The organism is Mucilaginibacter sp. (assembly GCF_039925265.1).
Lineage (GTDB): Bacteria > Bacteroidota > Bacteroidia > Sphingobacteriales > Sphingobacteriaceae > Mucilaginibacter.
On the sequence record NZ_JBDSZG010000002.1, the window covers coordinates 23,252 to 38,681 of the forward strand.

The following is a 15,430-nucleotide window of genomic DNA, read 5'->3' on the forward strand; positions in this document are numbered from 1 at the left end:
ATTATTTATTTAAAGTTTAGAGTGTTATAGGGTTACCAAGATAATAATCAATTACCTTACTTCTGAATATTACCTCGTAACGTGCCTGTATCAGGTCGAACTGAGATTTATTCAGGTTAGTTAACGATGTATTGTAATCGAGCGAGTTTACCAACCCTACATTGTACCGTTGTTGTATTACGTTAAAGGCTTCTTTATTGGCCTGGTAGGTTTGCTCGGTACTAAACAGTTTTTTATTAGCCGCCGATACATCCAATACCGCCTGGATAATTACCTTACTCAGGTTGTTTTTAGATATCTGCGTGCTTACCTGGGCATTCTCAAACTGGATGCGGGCCTTACGTACCGAGGTACGGGTGGCAAACCGGTTGAAAATAGGTATCTGTAGCGATACGCCGAATGATTGATTAAAGTTCTCTTTAAACTGGTCAAAAAATGGGTAGTTGGCAGTAGGGTTATTGAACCTAACGGCGGCATCGGAGTAACGTGAATTGCCAGAGCCAAATAACACCAAACTTGGGTAATAGGCACCCATGGCTACTTTTATAGCTTGCTGTGCTGCAAGCTGCCTCGTTTCGGCAAGTTTTACGTCAGGATTTATCTCAAGCGCGGTCTTTATTACAGATGCGCCATCAAAAGCGGTACGTACATCGGTAAACTTACTAATGTCGGGCTTCTCCACCGTGATATTCTCCAACGGGTTCATCTCCATGTATTGTTTCAGCACCAGTAACGACAGATCTAACTGGTTTTGTGCCGTAGTTAAATTGAGCTCGGCAGTAGATTGCTGTGCTTTGGCCTGCGATAGGTCGGCGAGCGTTTGGTTGCCTACGTCGAAGTTTTTCTGCGACCTGTCTAAAGCAATCTTGGATATATCTATTTGTTGTTGCGATGCGGTTACCAAATCCTGGTTGGTTAATACGGTAAGGTATTGGGTAACAACATTTAGTACCAGGTCGTTTTTAATTTTTGCGGTGTTGCTTTTGTCCACATCAACCAAAATACGGTTCTGAATGATCTGGTTGCGCAACTGCCCGCCCTGGAAAATCGTTAGCTGTGCATTTATACCGGCATTTACGGTAAAAGTTCTTTGGTTGATAAACTGGTTGCTGGTTGGGTCGATGTTACGGCCAAAGTTGTACCCTGCCTGTGGGTTTGCGCTAACGCTTGGCAGTTTATTATAGCGGCTTTGGTTATAATCTTCGGTACTAAGCGCTTCGTTATACTGGGCCTGTTTTATAGTAAGGTTACGTTCAAGCGTGCGGTCTACCGCTTTTTGCAGGGTGATAACTTCCTGCGCGTTGGCCGTTAGGTTGGCGGCAGAAAGTAATATGAGGCAGGTAATAGTTACTTTTGTTTTTGTAAATTTTAGTTTCATAATATTGGTATACAATTATAAGTAATGCTATTACTTTGCAAGCCTTTTGTTTTGTTAAAGTATGGAACGATCTAACCCCTGTTGCGTATGTACCTGGTAAAAACTCCCCGGCTCCTTAAATGGTTATATCCTAACCTAATATGGGATGCCGAGCCCGGTGCCCGCTGTATTTATTTGACTTTTGACGACGGCCCTATACCCATTGTTACACCATTTGTGTTAAATATTTTAAAACAGTACCATGCAAAGGCAACTTTTTTTTGCATTGGCGATAATATAGATAAGCACTCCGATGTTTTTGACGAGGTAAAAAACGCCGGGCACGCTATTGGCAATCACACTCACAACCATTTAAAAGGATGGGATACAGGGAATGAAACCTACCTGGATAACTTTTTGCAGGCCGATAAATTAGTAGGATCAAGCCTCTTCCGCCCACCGTATGGGAGGATAAAACGGGAGCAGATAAAACTGCTGAAGCAAGCCCGCCCCGGTTTGAAAATCATCATGTGGGATGTCCTTAGTGGTGATTTCGACGTAAACCTTAAACCCGAAGCCTGCCTTGAAAAGGTGATCAAACATGCCGAAGCCGGGTCGATCATCGTGTTTCATGATAGTTTAAAAGCCTTCGACAGGCTGCAATATGTACTGCCGCGTGCCATGGAGTATTGGAGTAAGCAGGGCTATACGTTTTGTCCTCTAAGCCCCTGAATGGGGACCAGTTAAGAAAGCTTATTTATACACCAATATAACCAATTGCAATAATAGTGGAGGTGACACGATATTGACACCATTAGTAAACTTGCAAGTTATTGATTATGAATATATTGGAAATGTTCACGGCGTTCATGTGCTGCGCGTGAACGGTAAATGGGCATTTTTTTGTAGGTTGCGGTGGTAATTGCTACCTTTCGAAATGCTACGTAACTTTTTAATTATTCTGCTTGGGATGGTATCCGCTCAGGGGCTGTTTGCTCAGAAGGCCGATACCGCCAGCATCGTCATCAGCAAAATAAACATCCCACAGTTGGGCCGTGAACGCACGCTGCGGATATACCTGCCCGCCGGGTATGCCACATCCAACAAAAAGTACCCCGTTTTGTACATGCACGACGGGCAGAACATTTTTACAGGCAACACCAGTTTCGCCGGGAGCTGGCTGGCAGATTCTACAGCGAAAACTTTCCCGGTAAATAAGCAAGCAATTATAGTTGGGATAGATAATAGCGGCAAATACCGTATGGCCGAATACAACGCATACGAAAGCAAGTATGCCAAACCCGAAGGTGATGCCTATGCCGATTTCATCGTCAAAACGCTTAAACCCTATATCGATAGCCTTTACCGCACAAAAAAGGAAGCTAAATACACCGCGATAGCGGGTAGTTCGATGGGTGGGCTGATATCGATGTATGCCGCCGTAAAGTACCCGGATGTATTTGGTACTGCCGGTGTTTTTTCCCCATCGTTTTGGATAGCGCCTCCGCTTTACACCCTGGTGGAAGGCAAAAAAATGAATACCAAACAGCGGTACTTTTTATCCTGCGGAGATAAGGAAGGCGACAGCGAAACCGGGGATGTTATTAAAATGGATTCGATCTTGGTAAGCAAGGGTTTCAGCCGGAGAAACGTACCGGCAGCTTTAATTATAAAAGGCGGCAAGCATAACGAAGCACAATGGAAAGCATCTTTTAAAACGTTTTATGCCTGGCTTATTAATTAAGCGATAAAAAAGCCGCAACAATTTTCTTAAACGCCTGTTTGTTAATTATCAACCAATTATAAAACACAAAAGGACATGAGAAAATGGATTATAGTAGCTGTTGCAGCCCTGTTGTGCGTAGCAAGTTGTACAAAAAGTTCATCTGATAATAACACCAACCCACCCGGTGAAGCCACGCTTACCGATGTAGTACTCACGCAAAATCTGAGCTTTCCCTGGGAAATACTTTGGGGCCCCGATAATATGCTTTGGATCACTGAACGCGGCGGTAAAATAAGCAGGGTGAATCCGGCAGACGGTGCTATAACACCTGTAATTACCATCAGCGAAGTAGTATCCAACGGCGAAGGTGGCTTATTAGGCATGGTGCTGCACCCCAATTTTGCAACCACGCCCGAAGTTTTTGTGGCCTATAACTACAACAAAGCCGGGGCCTACACCAAAAAGATTGTGAAGTTTACCTATAATGGTACCACGCTTACCAACCCGGTGGTGTTGCTGGATAACATCCCGGCGTCAAACATCCATAATGGTACCCGGCTTGCCATATCGCCCGATAAAAAGCTTTTCATCACCAGCGGCGACGCATCGGTATCATCACGTGCGCAGGATAAAACAAACCCTGCCGGCAAAATTCAACGCATCAATTTAGATGGCAGCGTCCCTGCCGATAACCCGGTACCCGGCAGCCCATTGTGGACGTTTGGACACCGCAACCCGCAGGGCCTGGTGTTTGTTGGCGACAGGCTTTACAGCTCCGAACACGGTAACACTACCGATGACGAAATAAACATTATTCAAAAAAACCGCAACTTTGGCTGGCCCAATATCGAAGGGTTTTGCAACGCCGGCAGCGAGCAAACCTTCTGCGCTGCCACCGACGTTGCCGAGCCTATCTTCGCCTGGTCGCCAACCATCGCCCCATCGGGTATAGATTATTATAATAACGATGCCATCCCGCAATGGAAGAACTCGCTGCTGCTTGCCGTACTGAAAGATTCGGAATTGCTGCAACTCAAACTAAACACCGCCGGCGATAAAGTTGAGGTAGTGAATACCTTTTACAAAAGCACTTACGGACGCATGCGCGATGTTGCCATATCGCCACAGGGAGATGTTTATATTATTACCAGTAATGGTACCAATGATAAGATAATAAGGGTGAGTAAAGGGCCTTAGAAATTTAGCCCACAAACAAATTAAACATGTTCCAAAATAAAATCAGCGTCTATTTTTAATTCAGAATGAACTGCTTTTAAAAAGGCGATACTTGGCCTTTGTTTACCATTCATAATTAACGAAAGTTTGGTGTCGCTAACATTTAATTTTTTGGCGAGTTCTTTTTGCTTTAATTTCATTTCGAACATTCGCATTTCTATCATACCAACTAAAGTGGTGGGGGCTTCTATTACATATTTCGATTGCTCAAACGCTTGCGCTTTTTGTGCCAACGAACGAATTTCTTCCAATTCTTCCTTTGAAACATTTTTGCTGCCCTTTGCCATAAGGCTGTCTATTTTAAACATTACCTCATTATAATCGCTATCGTTACCTATCTTATCCATTTCAATCCATTTAAATTGTTGCGCAGTCTATTTTATCATATTGCTTGTGTGTGCCAATAAATCGTATGTAAACAGTTCTTATGTCAAAAAATATCATAGCAACTATCCGATAATTATTGCCGCGTATATCAAATACAAACCTGTCGCTACCTACAGAATCAACCGAATTAAACATCGCCTTAATTTCATGGAAGTTTCCCCAATCTGCTTGTGAAACTAATCTGTACCAGTTATTCAAAGCGTCTTTTGAATCGGCATGCAGTTCGTAAAAGTCTCTGAGTTTGCTGTAACTAATAACGACCATTTGTTTTATTATTTCATAAAGCTAAATATTTTTTATAAAATCTAAAAAAAAATTAAATTTCATGAAAAAAATCTCGCTTTTTAACCATCTTCTTATTTATACTACATCTAAATAACAATTGTACAAAGGCTTGACTGTGAATAAAGTTTATAATTTGTAAATTCGCCGCTAACCAGCGGAAACGCATGGTTATCTCGTTTTACCACTAAAAAAATCAAACATTATGGCTTTTGATTTAGACATGATCAAAAAAGTTTATGATCGCTACAGCACCCGTATTGCGGCTGCACGTACCGCGACCGGTAAACATCTTACCCTTACAGAAAAAATATTATACGCTCACCTTTCCGAAGGCGATGCTAAAAAAGCTTTTGAACGCGGTACCGACTACGTTGATTTTGCACCAGACCGCGTAGCCATGCAGGATGCTACGGCGCAGATGGCCCTTTTGCAGTTTATGCAAGCCGGTCGCCCGCAGGTTGCTGTACCATCAACCGTACATTGCGATCACCTGATACAAGCCAAAGTTGGCGCCGTTGAAGATCTGAGCACCGCTGTTGATATCAATAAAGAAGTTTACGATTTCCTTTCATCTGTATCTGATAAATACGGGATCGGTTTCTGGAAAGCCGGTGCGGGTATCATTCACCAGGTAGTATTAGAAAACTATGCTTTCCCGGGTGGTATGATGATAGGTACCGATTCGCACACACCAAACGCTGGTGGTTTGGGTATGGTTGCCATTGGTGTTGGCGGTGCCGATGCTTGTGATGTAATGGCAGGTTTGCCATGGGAGCTAAAATTCCCTAAGTTGATCGGTGTTAAATTAATCGGTAGCCTTTCTGGCTGGGCTTCAGCTAAAGACGTTATTTTGAAAGTTGCAGGTATCCTTACTGTAAAAGGTGGTACCGGCGCTATTGTTGAATATTTTGGCGAAGGTGCACGTTCACTTTCTGCTACCGGTAAAGGTACCATCTGTAACATGGGTGCCGAAATTGGTGCAACCACTTCTATCTTCGGTTACGACGAAAAGATCGCCACATACTTAAGCGGTACTTCACGTGCAGAAGTTGCCGAACTGGCCAACGCTGTTGCCGAACACTTAACCGGTGATGATGAGGTTTACGCTAACCCAACCGAATACTTCGACCAGGTTATCGAGATTAACCTATCAGAACTGGAGCCGCATATCAACGGTCCGTTTACACCAGATTTGGCATGGCCTATTTCTAAATTCGCTACGGCAGTTCGTGAGAACAACTGGCCTACAACATTAGAAGTTGGTTTGATTGGGTCTTGCACCAACTCCTCTTACGAGGATATTACACGTTCGGCTTCTATCGCCAAACAGGCTATCGATAAAAACCTGCAAACTAAGGCGGAGTTCACCATCACCCCGGGTTCGGAACTGGTGCGTTACACCGTAGAGCGCGATGGTTACTTAGGTACCTTCGAAAGCATGGGCGGTGTGGTATTGGCAAATGCCTGTGGTCCGTGTATCGGCCAGTGGGCTCGTCATACCGACGACCCGACCCGCAAAAACTCAATCATTACATCGTTCAACCGTAACTTTGCAAAACGCCAGGACGGTAACCCAAATACACACGCGTTTGTTGCATCGCCGGAAATTGTAACCGCTATGGTTATTGCAGGTGATCTTACCTTCAACCCGCTTACCGATACCTTAACTAATAAGGATGGCGAGCAGGTGATGCTGGATGAGCCACTGGGTATAGAAATGCCGGTACGTGGTTACGCAGTGGAAGATGCAGGTTACCAGGCGCCAGCCGAAGACGGCAGCGTGGTAGAAGTGAAGGTTAGTCCGACTTCCGCGCGTTTGCAATTGCTCGATCCATTCTCTGCATGGGAAGGTACCGACATCACCGGCTTAAAGCTGCTGATCAAAGCAAAAGGTAAATGTACTACTGATCATATTTCGATGGCAGGCCCATGGTTGAAATTCCGTGGTCACCTGGATAACATATCAAACAATATGCTTATCGGTGCTATCAACTACTTTAACCTGAATGCGGATAGCGTTAAGAATGCACTTACAGGCGAATACGGCCCTGTACCTGCTACCCAGCGCGATTACAAAGCAAACGGTATCGGTTCAATCGTAGTAGGCGACGAAAACTACGGCGAAGGTTCATCTCGCGAGCACGCTGCCATGGAACCACGCCACTTAGGTGTACGTGTAATATTGGTGAAATCATTCGCCCGTATCCACGAAACCAACCTGAAGAAACAAGGTATGCTGGGCATCACCTTTGCCGATAGCAACGACTACGACAAGATTTTGGAAGATGATACTTTCGACATCGTAGGTTTAACCACTTTCGCGCCGGGCCACCAGTTAACCGTGGTATTGCACCATGCAGACGGTACCAGCGAAAGCTTCCAGGTAAACCATACCTATAATGCACAACAAATTGAGTGGTTTAAAGCAGGCGGTGCCCTAAACATCATCCGCAAACAAATGGCCTCTTAAATTCAGATTTCGAAATTTTGATTTCGGATTTACAATATAGAGCCTTCCCGATTTGGGAAGGCTTTTTTTGTGGAGTAACTATTGTAACTTTAAAACGGCCGAATATTTAAGCAAAAACAAATCGACTATACCCAATGAAAATGTGTAAACCTACCATACTTACCGCTTTAATGCTATTTTTTACAGTGGGCCTGCTGGCGCAAACGGATAAAGCACTAATAACCCTGTTAGACACTATCTACAAAGCCGACCAGCAATACCGCAGCGCAGCTATGCAAGAAGCGGGTAAGGGTAATCCCGAACTGGACAAGGCCAATATGGATAAGCAGGCTACACTGGACAGGATTAACCTGGCCAAAATAGAACAGATATTTACTAAATATCGCTATCCGGGCAAATCGCTGGTGGGAGAGAAGCACCAGTCGGTAGCGTTTATGGTAATACAGCACAACGACCAGGAATCACAGGAAAAATACCTGCCTTTGCTAACCGACGCGGCAAACAAAGGCGAACTGCGCGCCAGTTCACTTGCACTATTGATAGACCGGGTTAAAACAGGCCGGGGCGAAAAACAAATTTATGGCTCGCAACTTCACGAAACAAAGGACGGCGTTAAAATACGCCCGATAGAAGATGAACCGAATGTAGATGTTCGGCGAGCGAAAATTGGTATGCAGCCGCTGGCGGAATATCTTAAAGAGTGGCACATTAATTACCATGTGCCAACTGCCGAAAAGCCTAACCCTGCCAGCATGTATTATGTGCAGGAGGAGCGCCATGAATCGCCGGTGGAAGCCATAGGTGGTATCGCCGCCATTTATGCCCAACTGAATTACCCCGACAAAGCGAAAGAGAATAACATTGCCGGTTTTGTAACCGTGCAGCTCACTATAGATAAAGATGGTAACACCAAAAATGTGGAAGTAATTAAAAGCCTTGGCTACGGTTGCGATGAAGAAGCCCTGCGTGTGATGAAAGCAGTAAAATACACTAACAAAACTGGCGAGGATAATGATATACGGATGAAGTTGCCGTTTCCATATAAGAAAAGGGCGAAATGATATTTGCCTGAAGTATTTGATGGCTTATGTCTGATGACTATCTGTAATAGTAACCTGTGAATCCACGAAAATTACAAGGTATTATCAAATTGTGTATATGAGATACGTCTAACTTATAACTAATTTTAGGGATATTTATCAATATGCTTAGGGTCTATTTAGATACTAATTTGTTAACAAAAATTGAGCGGTTCCCGCTTTTGAGGGAAGCGTTAATGGCAAACGGAGATTATTTTAATTTAGTTTACTCTGCAGCACATATTGATGATTTGCAAAGAAGCAGCAATCACGAAAAAACCCTCATAGACTTAAATAGCATAAAATCATACACAAAAAATCAATGCATTGCGAAATATTGGGGTGAAAATGAGGTTACTTACTCTGTTAGAGATGTCTTGGAGTTTTTTGAATCTTCAACAGATGACAAATTTGAAATTAAGGATACGTTTAAGTTTATAGATGAAGAGTGTGCAAAATTAGGTATTGAAAGTCCACTGGCTGGATTAGGTGAATTAACTCATAATATTAAGTTTGAAACCTTAACCGAATTATTCCCAGATAATTTCAACGCTTTTCTGAATAAGTCAAAAACGGATCCAAGTTTGAGGGCCCTGTTAGAAGATGCCTTGGAATTGCTTAGCAATCAGGAAGTTTCACGTAGTCTCATGAAAGCTACGAGGTTGAATTTCGATAAGTATATTTTGCCGCGGAAAATACTGGGCAATGTTAAACATAACGTAATAAGTTACCTAAATGATAACCTCCCTAAAACCCTATTGAAAAAGTCTTTTGATGATTTTACAAACGATTCGCTCAATATCAATCATAAAAACAAACCTTATTCCTATTACGAATGGTTTCACACCAGGTACGCAAATTTAGATTTGATAGGATATAAATCAGATAACAAAAGTACTACATCTAATATTGTGACAGATGCATCGCACGCATTTTACGCGGCTCATTGTGATTTATTCTTAACTGAAGACTCAAGACTAAGGGACAAAGCTCAAATTATATATGAAGAGTCGCAAATAGGAACTATCATTTTAAACCAAAAGCAATTTTGTGAAAAGCTAAACGGTCTAATATATAAGATATCTAACTTGCAGGACATCATTAATTATATAAAACATATAAAGGATATTCCGCAATCTATCATCTATTCAAACATAGAATCAAAATCAGTAGTAAGAAATTACAATTTACAGCAATGGTTTGCTGGTTATTTTGATTTATTAATAACAGCAGATACTGTCGACAATCATTGTATATACACCTTTGTCAAATTGAGAAACTCTCTATCAAATTGGTATTATAATGAAGAATTGAAAGTTTTAGTTAAAATCTTTGTGGATATATTTGGCGTTGACCACTGCGGCATGACTTTCTTGGGGAATAATTTGGAGGAGTTAAAAAGCGGAAAAACTTGGGTTGGAAGACAATGGACATTCAATAATGTCGAAATTCGATTGACCCAAGAGCTGGATTTAGGATTTACACTGAGAGTGGAAGTTATATTATAGTTTTCAATAAGTATGATTTTTACTTAATCCCTATAAAACTCGTAGGGTAAAGCGATTTCTCAAATCGCGCCACTTCGTTAATATTAACAACCAAATAAATAACAATTATTTAACATTAAATCAATTCATCGTATTTTCTTTCTCATTAGCTTTAGCTAATTTATACATATAACAATGACGAAAGAAGAAAACGAATTATGGCAGAAAATTGAGGCCTTTACGCTGGATGAACCGGGTATTGGTTTTAGTTTTTCCCAAAGGCTCGCCAGGGAGAATGGCTGGAACCTTAATTACACGGAGCGGGTGATTGCCGAGTACAAGAAATTTATCTTTATGTGCTGCATCACCGAAACCGGCGTAACCCCGTCCGACCCGGTAGACCAGGCATGGCACCTGCATTTAACCTTCACCCGTTCTTACTGGGTAGACCTTTGCCAAAATACACTGAACAAACAGATCCATCACAACCCAACTAAAGGCGGTGTAAAAGAAGCGGATAAATTTGATGGGTTCTACAACACATCGCAAAAGCTTTATAGTGATAAATTTGGAATAGCGCCACCGGTGGATATCTGGCATGATAACGATGAGCGCTTTTCAGATATCAACTTTCAACGGGTGAACATAGGCAAGTACTGGCTGATCAAAAAGCACCGGGTCCCGGTATACAGCCTTAGTATTTTAATGCTGTTTGTAGTGTGCACAATTTTTATCCAGGCCTCAGATACCTTGTTATCAGCATTGCTAATGCTTGGTGTGGTTGGCGTAGTGGTTATTGGCGTGTACAAATGGGAATCGGACCCTGATAAATGGAGGAACAAAGGTGGTGGCGACAGTAGCAGTGGCTGTAGTACAGCAGGATGCGGGGGCGAATCCGGCTCTTCCCATCACGGAGGCCACGATGGCGGGCACGGAGGCGATGGCGGGCATAGCGGTTGCGGAAGCGGCTGTTCGGGTTGTTCCTCCTCGGGTTGCAGTGGCTGCGGCGGAGGTGGCGATTAAATAAAAATAGCGACAGGTTACCCCATCGCTATCAAAAATTTTGTTCCCCTTTGGGCTGGGCGGCTAAAACCGCTCCTTCAAAAACTCCCCGGTAAAGCTATCAGTCTTTTTGATCAGATCTTCCGGAACGCCCTCAAATACTACGTTACCGCCACGGTTACCACCACCAGGACCGATATCAACCACCCAATCGGCACATTTTATCACATCCATATTGTGTTCAATCACAATAATGGTATTGCCATGGTCTAACAGGGCATCAAATGATTTCAGCAGCTTTTTAATATCGGCAAAGTGCAGTCCTGTTGTTGGTTCATCAAAAATAAAAAGCGTTTTGTGTGTATTGTTACCCTTAACCAGGAAGGATGCCAGCTTGATACGCTGCGCCTCTCCGCCGGATAGCGTATTGCTGGATTGGCCTAATTGTACATAGCCCAAGCCAACATCAACTAATGGTTTTATTTTGGCTAATATTTTAGGCTCTTTGTTGAAGAACTCCAAAGCTTCGTCGATGGTGAGCTCCAACACCTCAGATACATTCTTTTCATTGTAAGTAACATCCAGTATATGCTGTTTAAAGCGTTTACCGGCGCAGGCTTCGCAGGTTAAAAAGATATCGGCCATAAACTGCATCTCTATCTTTACCTCGCCTTCGCCCTGGCAAACATCGCAACGGCCACCCTCTACGTTAAAGCTGAATGCAGATGGTTTTAATCCCGCTGCTTTGGCCACCGGTAAGGCAGCATACAGGTTACGGATCTCGTCCCAGGCTTTTACATAGGTAACCGGGTTAGAACGCGACGAACGGCCGATAGGGTTCTGGTCCACCAGCTCCACCTGTTCTATTTTTGCGTAATCGCCCTCAATGCTGTCGAAACTGCCGGTTTGTTCGCCGTTGTAATTACCCAATATTTTCTGCAGGGCAGGGGCCAGCACGCGTTTTACCAAACTGGTTTTACCCGAACCGGATACACCCGTAACCACGGTTAGTACCCCCAACGGGAATTTAGCATCCACGTTATTCAGGTTGTTTTCGCGCGCGCCTTTAATTTCTATATAATCATTCCATTTACGGCGCTGAGCTGGAATAGCGATAGATTCGCGGCCGCTCAGGTATTTGCCGGTAAGGCTGTTATCGTCTACAATTATTTGCTCGTAAGTGCCGGTGAAGATTAGGTTGCCACCATGCGTGCCGGCTTCCGGGCCGATATCGATGATATGGTCGGCAGCTTTCATGATCTCTTCCTCGTGCTCCACCACCAAAACGGTGTTGCCTACATCACGAAGTGATTTTAATACGCCAACCAAACGTTGCGTATCACGCGGGTGCAGGCCAATACTTGGCTCATCCAATACATATATCGAACCAACCAGGCTGCTTCCCAAAGAAGTTGCCAAATTGATACGCTGCGATTCACCGCCCGACAGCGTGTTTGATAAACGGTTAAGCGTTAAATAACTCAACCCAACATCATTTAAAAACTGTAGGCGGTTCACTATTTCTAACAATAAACGCTTCCCAATTTTAACGTCGGTAGGACTCAGGTTTAGGCTGCTGAAAAAAGTCAGCGCGGTATCCAAAGGCATCAGCACAACGTCAGTGATGGATTTACCATCCACCTTAACATAGGAAGCATCCTTACGCAAACGGCTGCCCTTACACTCCGGACAAGTGGTTTTGCCCCTGTATCGCGATAGCAGAACCCGGTACTGGATCTTATAGGTTTGCTCCTCCATTTCCTTAAAGAACGCGTTCAGTCCGCGGAAGTATTGGTTACCGGTCCATAATAATTGCTGCTGCTCTTCGGTAAGCTGGTTATATTGGCGATGAATAGGGAAGTCGAATTTAAGCGAACTTTTTACCAGCACATCGTTCCATTCGCGCATTTTCTCACCGCGCCAAGGGGCAATTGCGCCCTCGTATACGGTTTTACTTTTATCGGGGATAACAAGGTCCTCGTCTATACCAATAACCTTACCATAACCCTCGCAACGTTTGCAGGCACCGTAAGGATTGTTAAAGCTAAAAAAGTTTGGAGATGGTTCTTCAAAGCGGATATCGTCCAGTTCAAAACGGTCGCAAAAAAAGCGCTCGTTCTCTATTTCGCTTTCAGGTTCGCGGTAACGCACATAGCAATCGCCCTTACCCTCAAAGAACGCCGTTTGGATACTATCGCCGAGTCGGCTTACGGTCTCGTCCTCATCGTTCTTGGTGATCCGGTCGATAACGATGCGCACCGGCAATTGATGAGTGGAGAGTTGCGTGTTGTGGGCGGTTACCTGGCTTTCGGCATTCTGGCTGTCAATTTCGGCCTGGATAGCTTCCTCTGCCTTTTGTTTTTTGGTCTTGGCTTTCGCCTTCGGCCCGTCGGCCACCATTTCGTCAATGGTTTCTGCCAATAAATTCGCGTTCAGGCTTTCATCCTCTAATAAAGCTTCAATACGCTTCATTACACCGTTGATCTCTACACGGATAAAGCCCTTTTGCATCAGCACAGCAAGCTCTTCTTTAAGGCTGCGGTTATTATGAGGGTGCAGTGGGCATAGGATGGTTACCTGTGTATCCAAAGGCAAACCCATAATAAAGTTGATCACATCGGTAACGCTGTCCTTTTTTACGATACCGCCCGATACCGGCGATATGGTTTTGCCTATGCGCGAGAACAGTAGTTTGAGATAATCATAGATCTCGGTACTGGTACCCACGGTAGAGCGCGGATTACTGGTAATTACTTTCTGCTCAATGGCTATAGCCGGGGCTATACCTTTAATATAGTCTACATCCGGTTTGTTCATCCGGCCCAAAAACTGGCGCGCATAACTGCTCAGGCTTTCTACATACCTGCGCTGTCCTTCGGCATAAAGGGTATCAAAGGCGAGCGATGATTTGCCCGAGCCCGACATGCCGGTGATAACCACCAGCTTGTTTTTGGGGATGGCCACGTCCATGTTTTTCAGGTTGTGCACCCGGGCGCCTTTGATGATGATATGTTTCTGCGGATCTTTTTCGGCTTCTTTGATCATTCTTTTAGTTGATGGTTGATGGACCATAGTTCATAGCGGATGCTTCCGGAAATTTAATAATTATCGGGCTAAACCCTTATTAAATTCCTTAGTCTAAACGCTAAATAACCAATCCATTAACTGATATTTATTTTGTAGAGTTATGAACCATGGTCTATCAACCATAACCCGCTCTGCCGCAAAAATCCTAAAATATTTAGCTTTTTGCAAGCCGGTTTAGGAATAGTAGGAAGAATAAATGAATACTTGCAATATACTGACATGTAAACTTTATGATGCAGGCATGACAATGCCCTCTCTAAAAAATATTTGTTTTTATTTTGAAGATTATTATATTTGAGGGTAACATTTTTTAACCCCTAAAAGAAACGCTATAGACAGAACTCTACTTTTAATAACGACAAAAAAATTAATTTAGTTTATTAGTAGCTTTCTATGGATTTTCAATTGAAAAGTGATCAGGATCTAATCCATCTTTATATCGCCGGTGACGAAGCAGGACTTGTTGAGCTCATCCGGAGGTACCAATCAAAAATTTACACTTCTATTTACCTGCTCGTTAAAGACGAAGCTTTGGCCGAAGATATTTTCCAGGATACGTTTATTAAGGTAATTAATACGCTAAAAGCGGGCAAGTATAACGAGGAGGGCAAGTTTTTGCCATGGGTAACCCGTATTGGGCATAACCTGGTGATAGACCATTTCCGCCGTGAAAAACGCGCGCCTATGGTAAGCAACGGCGACGACTTTGATATTTTTGAAGTGCTGGGCAACTATGATGAAAGCGCGGAAGACCGCCTGGTACGTGAGCAAACCCATAAAGACTTAAAATCGTTGATACAATTGTTGCCCTCTGAACAAAAGGAAGTATTAATTATGCGCCATTTTGGTGATATGAGCTTTAAAGAAATTGCCGACGTTACCGATGTAAGTATCAATACCGCCCTTGGCCGTATGCGCTACGCATTGAACAACCTGCGCAAAATGATGCAGACTAAAGAACTGAGTTTGAAAAATTAGTTTTTGCGACTGAATTAGAGGTTAGGATTTGAAAAATTTTATAGGCTTTGGGCGGTTATTCGGCTAAAGCCTTTTTCGTGCCTTTTAGTGTCTGAATTCTGCCCATTTTATAAATTACATAAAATTCGGGTTCAGACTCCTTCCCGCCGCACCTTTCCAGCCTGGAAAAAGTGATTTAAATTTTCTTTTCACTTAAATTGCAATTTTTCTTCCCACAAAAGCGTTATAAAAATGTACAAAATAAACGTGTCGGTTAAACACAATGACTGTGAGCTTAGGCAAACATTATCAGCGGGTTAAGTAAGTGAAAAAAATTTCATTTAATTTTCATCTTCA

Annotated in this window: 12 protein-coding genes; 8 read left to right on the forward strand and 4 right to left on the reverse strand. The window is 43.3% G+C overall.

Going from position 1 to position 15,430, the window contains the following annotated elements; translation table 11 throughout:
* Window positions 1-16: 16 nt before the first annotated feature.
* On the reverse strand, window positions 17-1,378 hold the full coding sequence (locus ABIX36_RS00180) for a TolC family protein (RefSeq protein WP_348080164.1): 1,362 nt from the start codon (window positions 1,376-1,378) through the stop codon (window positions 17-19).
* Window positions 1,379-1,465: 87 nt separating this feature from the next.
* Here ABIX36_RS00180 and ABIX36_RS00185 point away from each other — a divergent pair, with 87 nt between their 5' ends.
* The 3 genes from ABIX36_RS00185 to ABIX36_RS00195 all read left to right on the forward strand — a co-directional run bounded on the left by ABIX36_RS00185 (window position 1,466) and on the right by ABIX36_RS00195 (window position 4,280).
* Entirely contained in the window at window positions 1,466-2,089 is a 624-nt protein-coding gene (locus ABIX36_RS00185; RefSeq protein ID WP_348080165.1) for a polysaccharide deacetylase family protein, read from the forward strand.
* A 205-nt stretch (window positions 2,090-2,294) separates the two neighbouring features.
* Entirely contained in the window at window positions 2,295-3,101 is an 807-nt protein-coding gene (locus tag ABIX36_RS00190) for an alpha/beta hydrolase-fold protein (protein WP_348080166.1), read from the forward strand.
* A gap of 75 nt (window positions 3,102-3,176) precedes the next feature.
* Window positions 3,177-4,280, forward strand: a complete 1,104-nt coding sequence (locus ABIX36_RS00195) for a PQQ-dependent sugar dehydrogenase (RefSeq protein WP_348080167.1) — start codon at window positions 3,177-3,179, stop codon at window positions 4,278-4,280.
* A 20-nt stretch (window positions 4,281-4,300) separates the two neighbouring features.
* Here the strand turns inward: ABIX36_RS00195 and ABIX36_RS00200 are convergent, their stop codons facing one another.
* Window positions 4,301-4,666 (reverse strand): helix-turn-helix domain-containing protein, encoded by a 366-nt coding sequence (locus ABIX36_RS00200; protein WP_348080168.1) that lies wholly within the window; start codon window positions 4,664-4,666, stop codon window positions 4,301-4,303.
* Window positions 4,667-4,676: 10 nt separating this feature from the next.
* Entirely contained in the window at window positions 4,677-4,970 is a 294-nt protein-coding gene (locus ABIX36_RS00205) for a type II toxin-antitoxin system HigB family toxin (RefSeq protein WP_348080169.1), read from the reverse strand.
* A 223-nt stretch (window positions 4,971-5,193) separates the two neighbouring features.
* Here ABIX36_RS00205 and ABIX36_RS00210 point away from each other — a divergent pair, with 223 nt between their 5' ends.
* From ABIX36_RS00210 to ABIX36_RS00225, 4 genes are all read left to right on the forward strand, one after another.
* On the forward strand, window positions 5,194-7,461 hold the full coding sequence (locus ABIX36_RS00210; protein WP_348080170.1) for an aconitate hydratase: 2,268 nt from the start codon (window positions 5,194-5,196) through the stop codon (window positions 7,459-7,461).
* Between the two features lie 134 nt (window positions 7,462-7,595).
* Window positions 7,596-8,522: an energy transducer TonB gene (locus ABIX36_RS00215; RefSeq protein WP_348080171.1), complete on the forward strand. Its 927-nt coding sequence runs from the start codon at window positions 7,596-7,598 to the stop codon at window positions 8,520-8,522.
* Between the two features lie 215 nt (window positions 8,523-8,737).
* On the forward strand, window positions 8,738-10,048 hold the full coding sequence (locus ABIX36_RS00220; protein WP_348080172.1) for a hypothetical protein: 1,311 nt from the start codon (window positions 8,738-8,740) through the stop codon (window positions 10,046-10,048).
* A 174-nt stretch (window positions 10,049-10,222) separates the two neighbouring features.
* A complete protein-coding gene (locus ABIX36_RS00225; RefSeq protein WP_348080173.1) occupies window positions 10,223-11,050 on the forward strand; it encodes a hypothetical protein in 828 nt (275 codons plus the stop codon).
* 63 nt (window positions 11,051-11,113) lie between these two features.
* Here ABIX36_RS00225 and uvrA read toward each other — a convergent pair whose 3' ends face one another.
* Entirely contained in the window at window positions 11,114-14,074 is a 2,961-nt protein-coding gene (gene uvrA, locus ABIX36_RS00230) for an excinuclease ABC subunit UvrA (RefSeq protein WP_348080174.1), read from the reverse strand.
* A gap of 435 nt (window positions 14,075-14,509) precedes the next feature.
* Between uvrA and ABIX36_RS00235 the strand changes: the two genes are divergently transcribed.
* Entirely contained in the window at window positions 14,510-15,094 is a 585-nt protein-coding gene (locus ABIX36_RS00235) for a sigma-70 family RNA polymerase sigma factor (protein ID WP_128532494.1), read from the forward strand.
* Window positions 15,095-15,430: the final 336 nt, after the last annotated feature.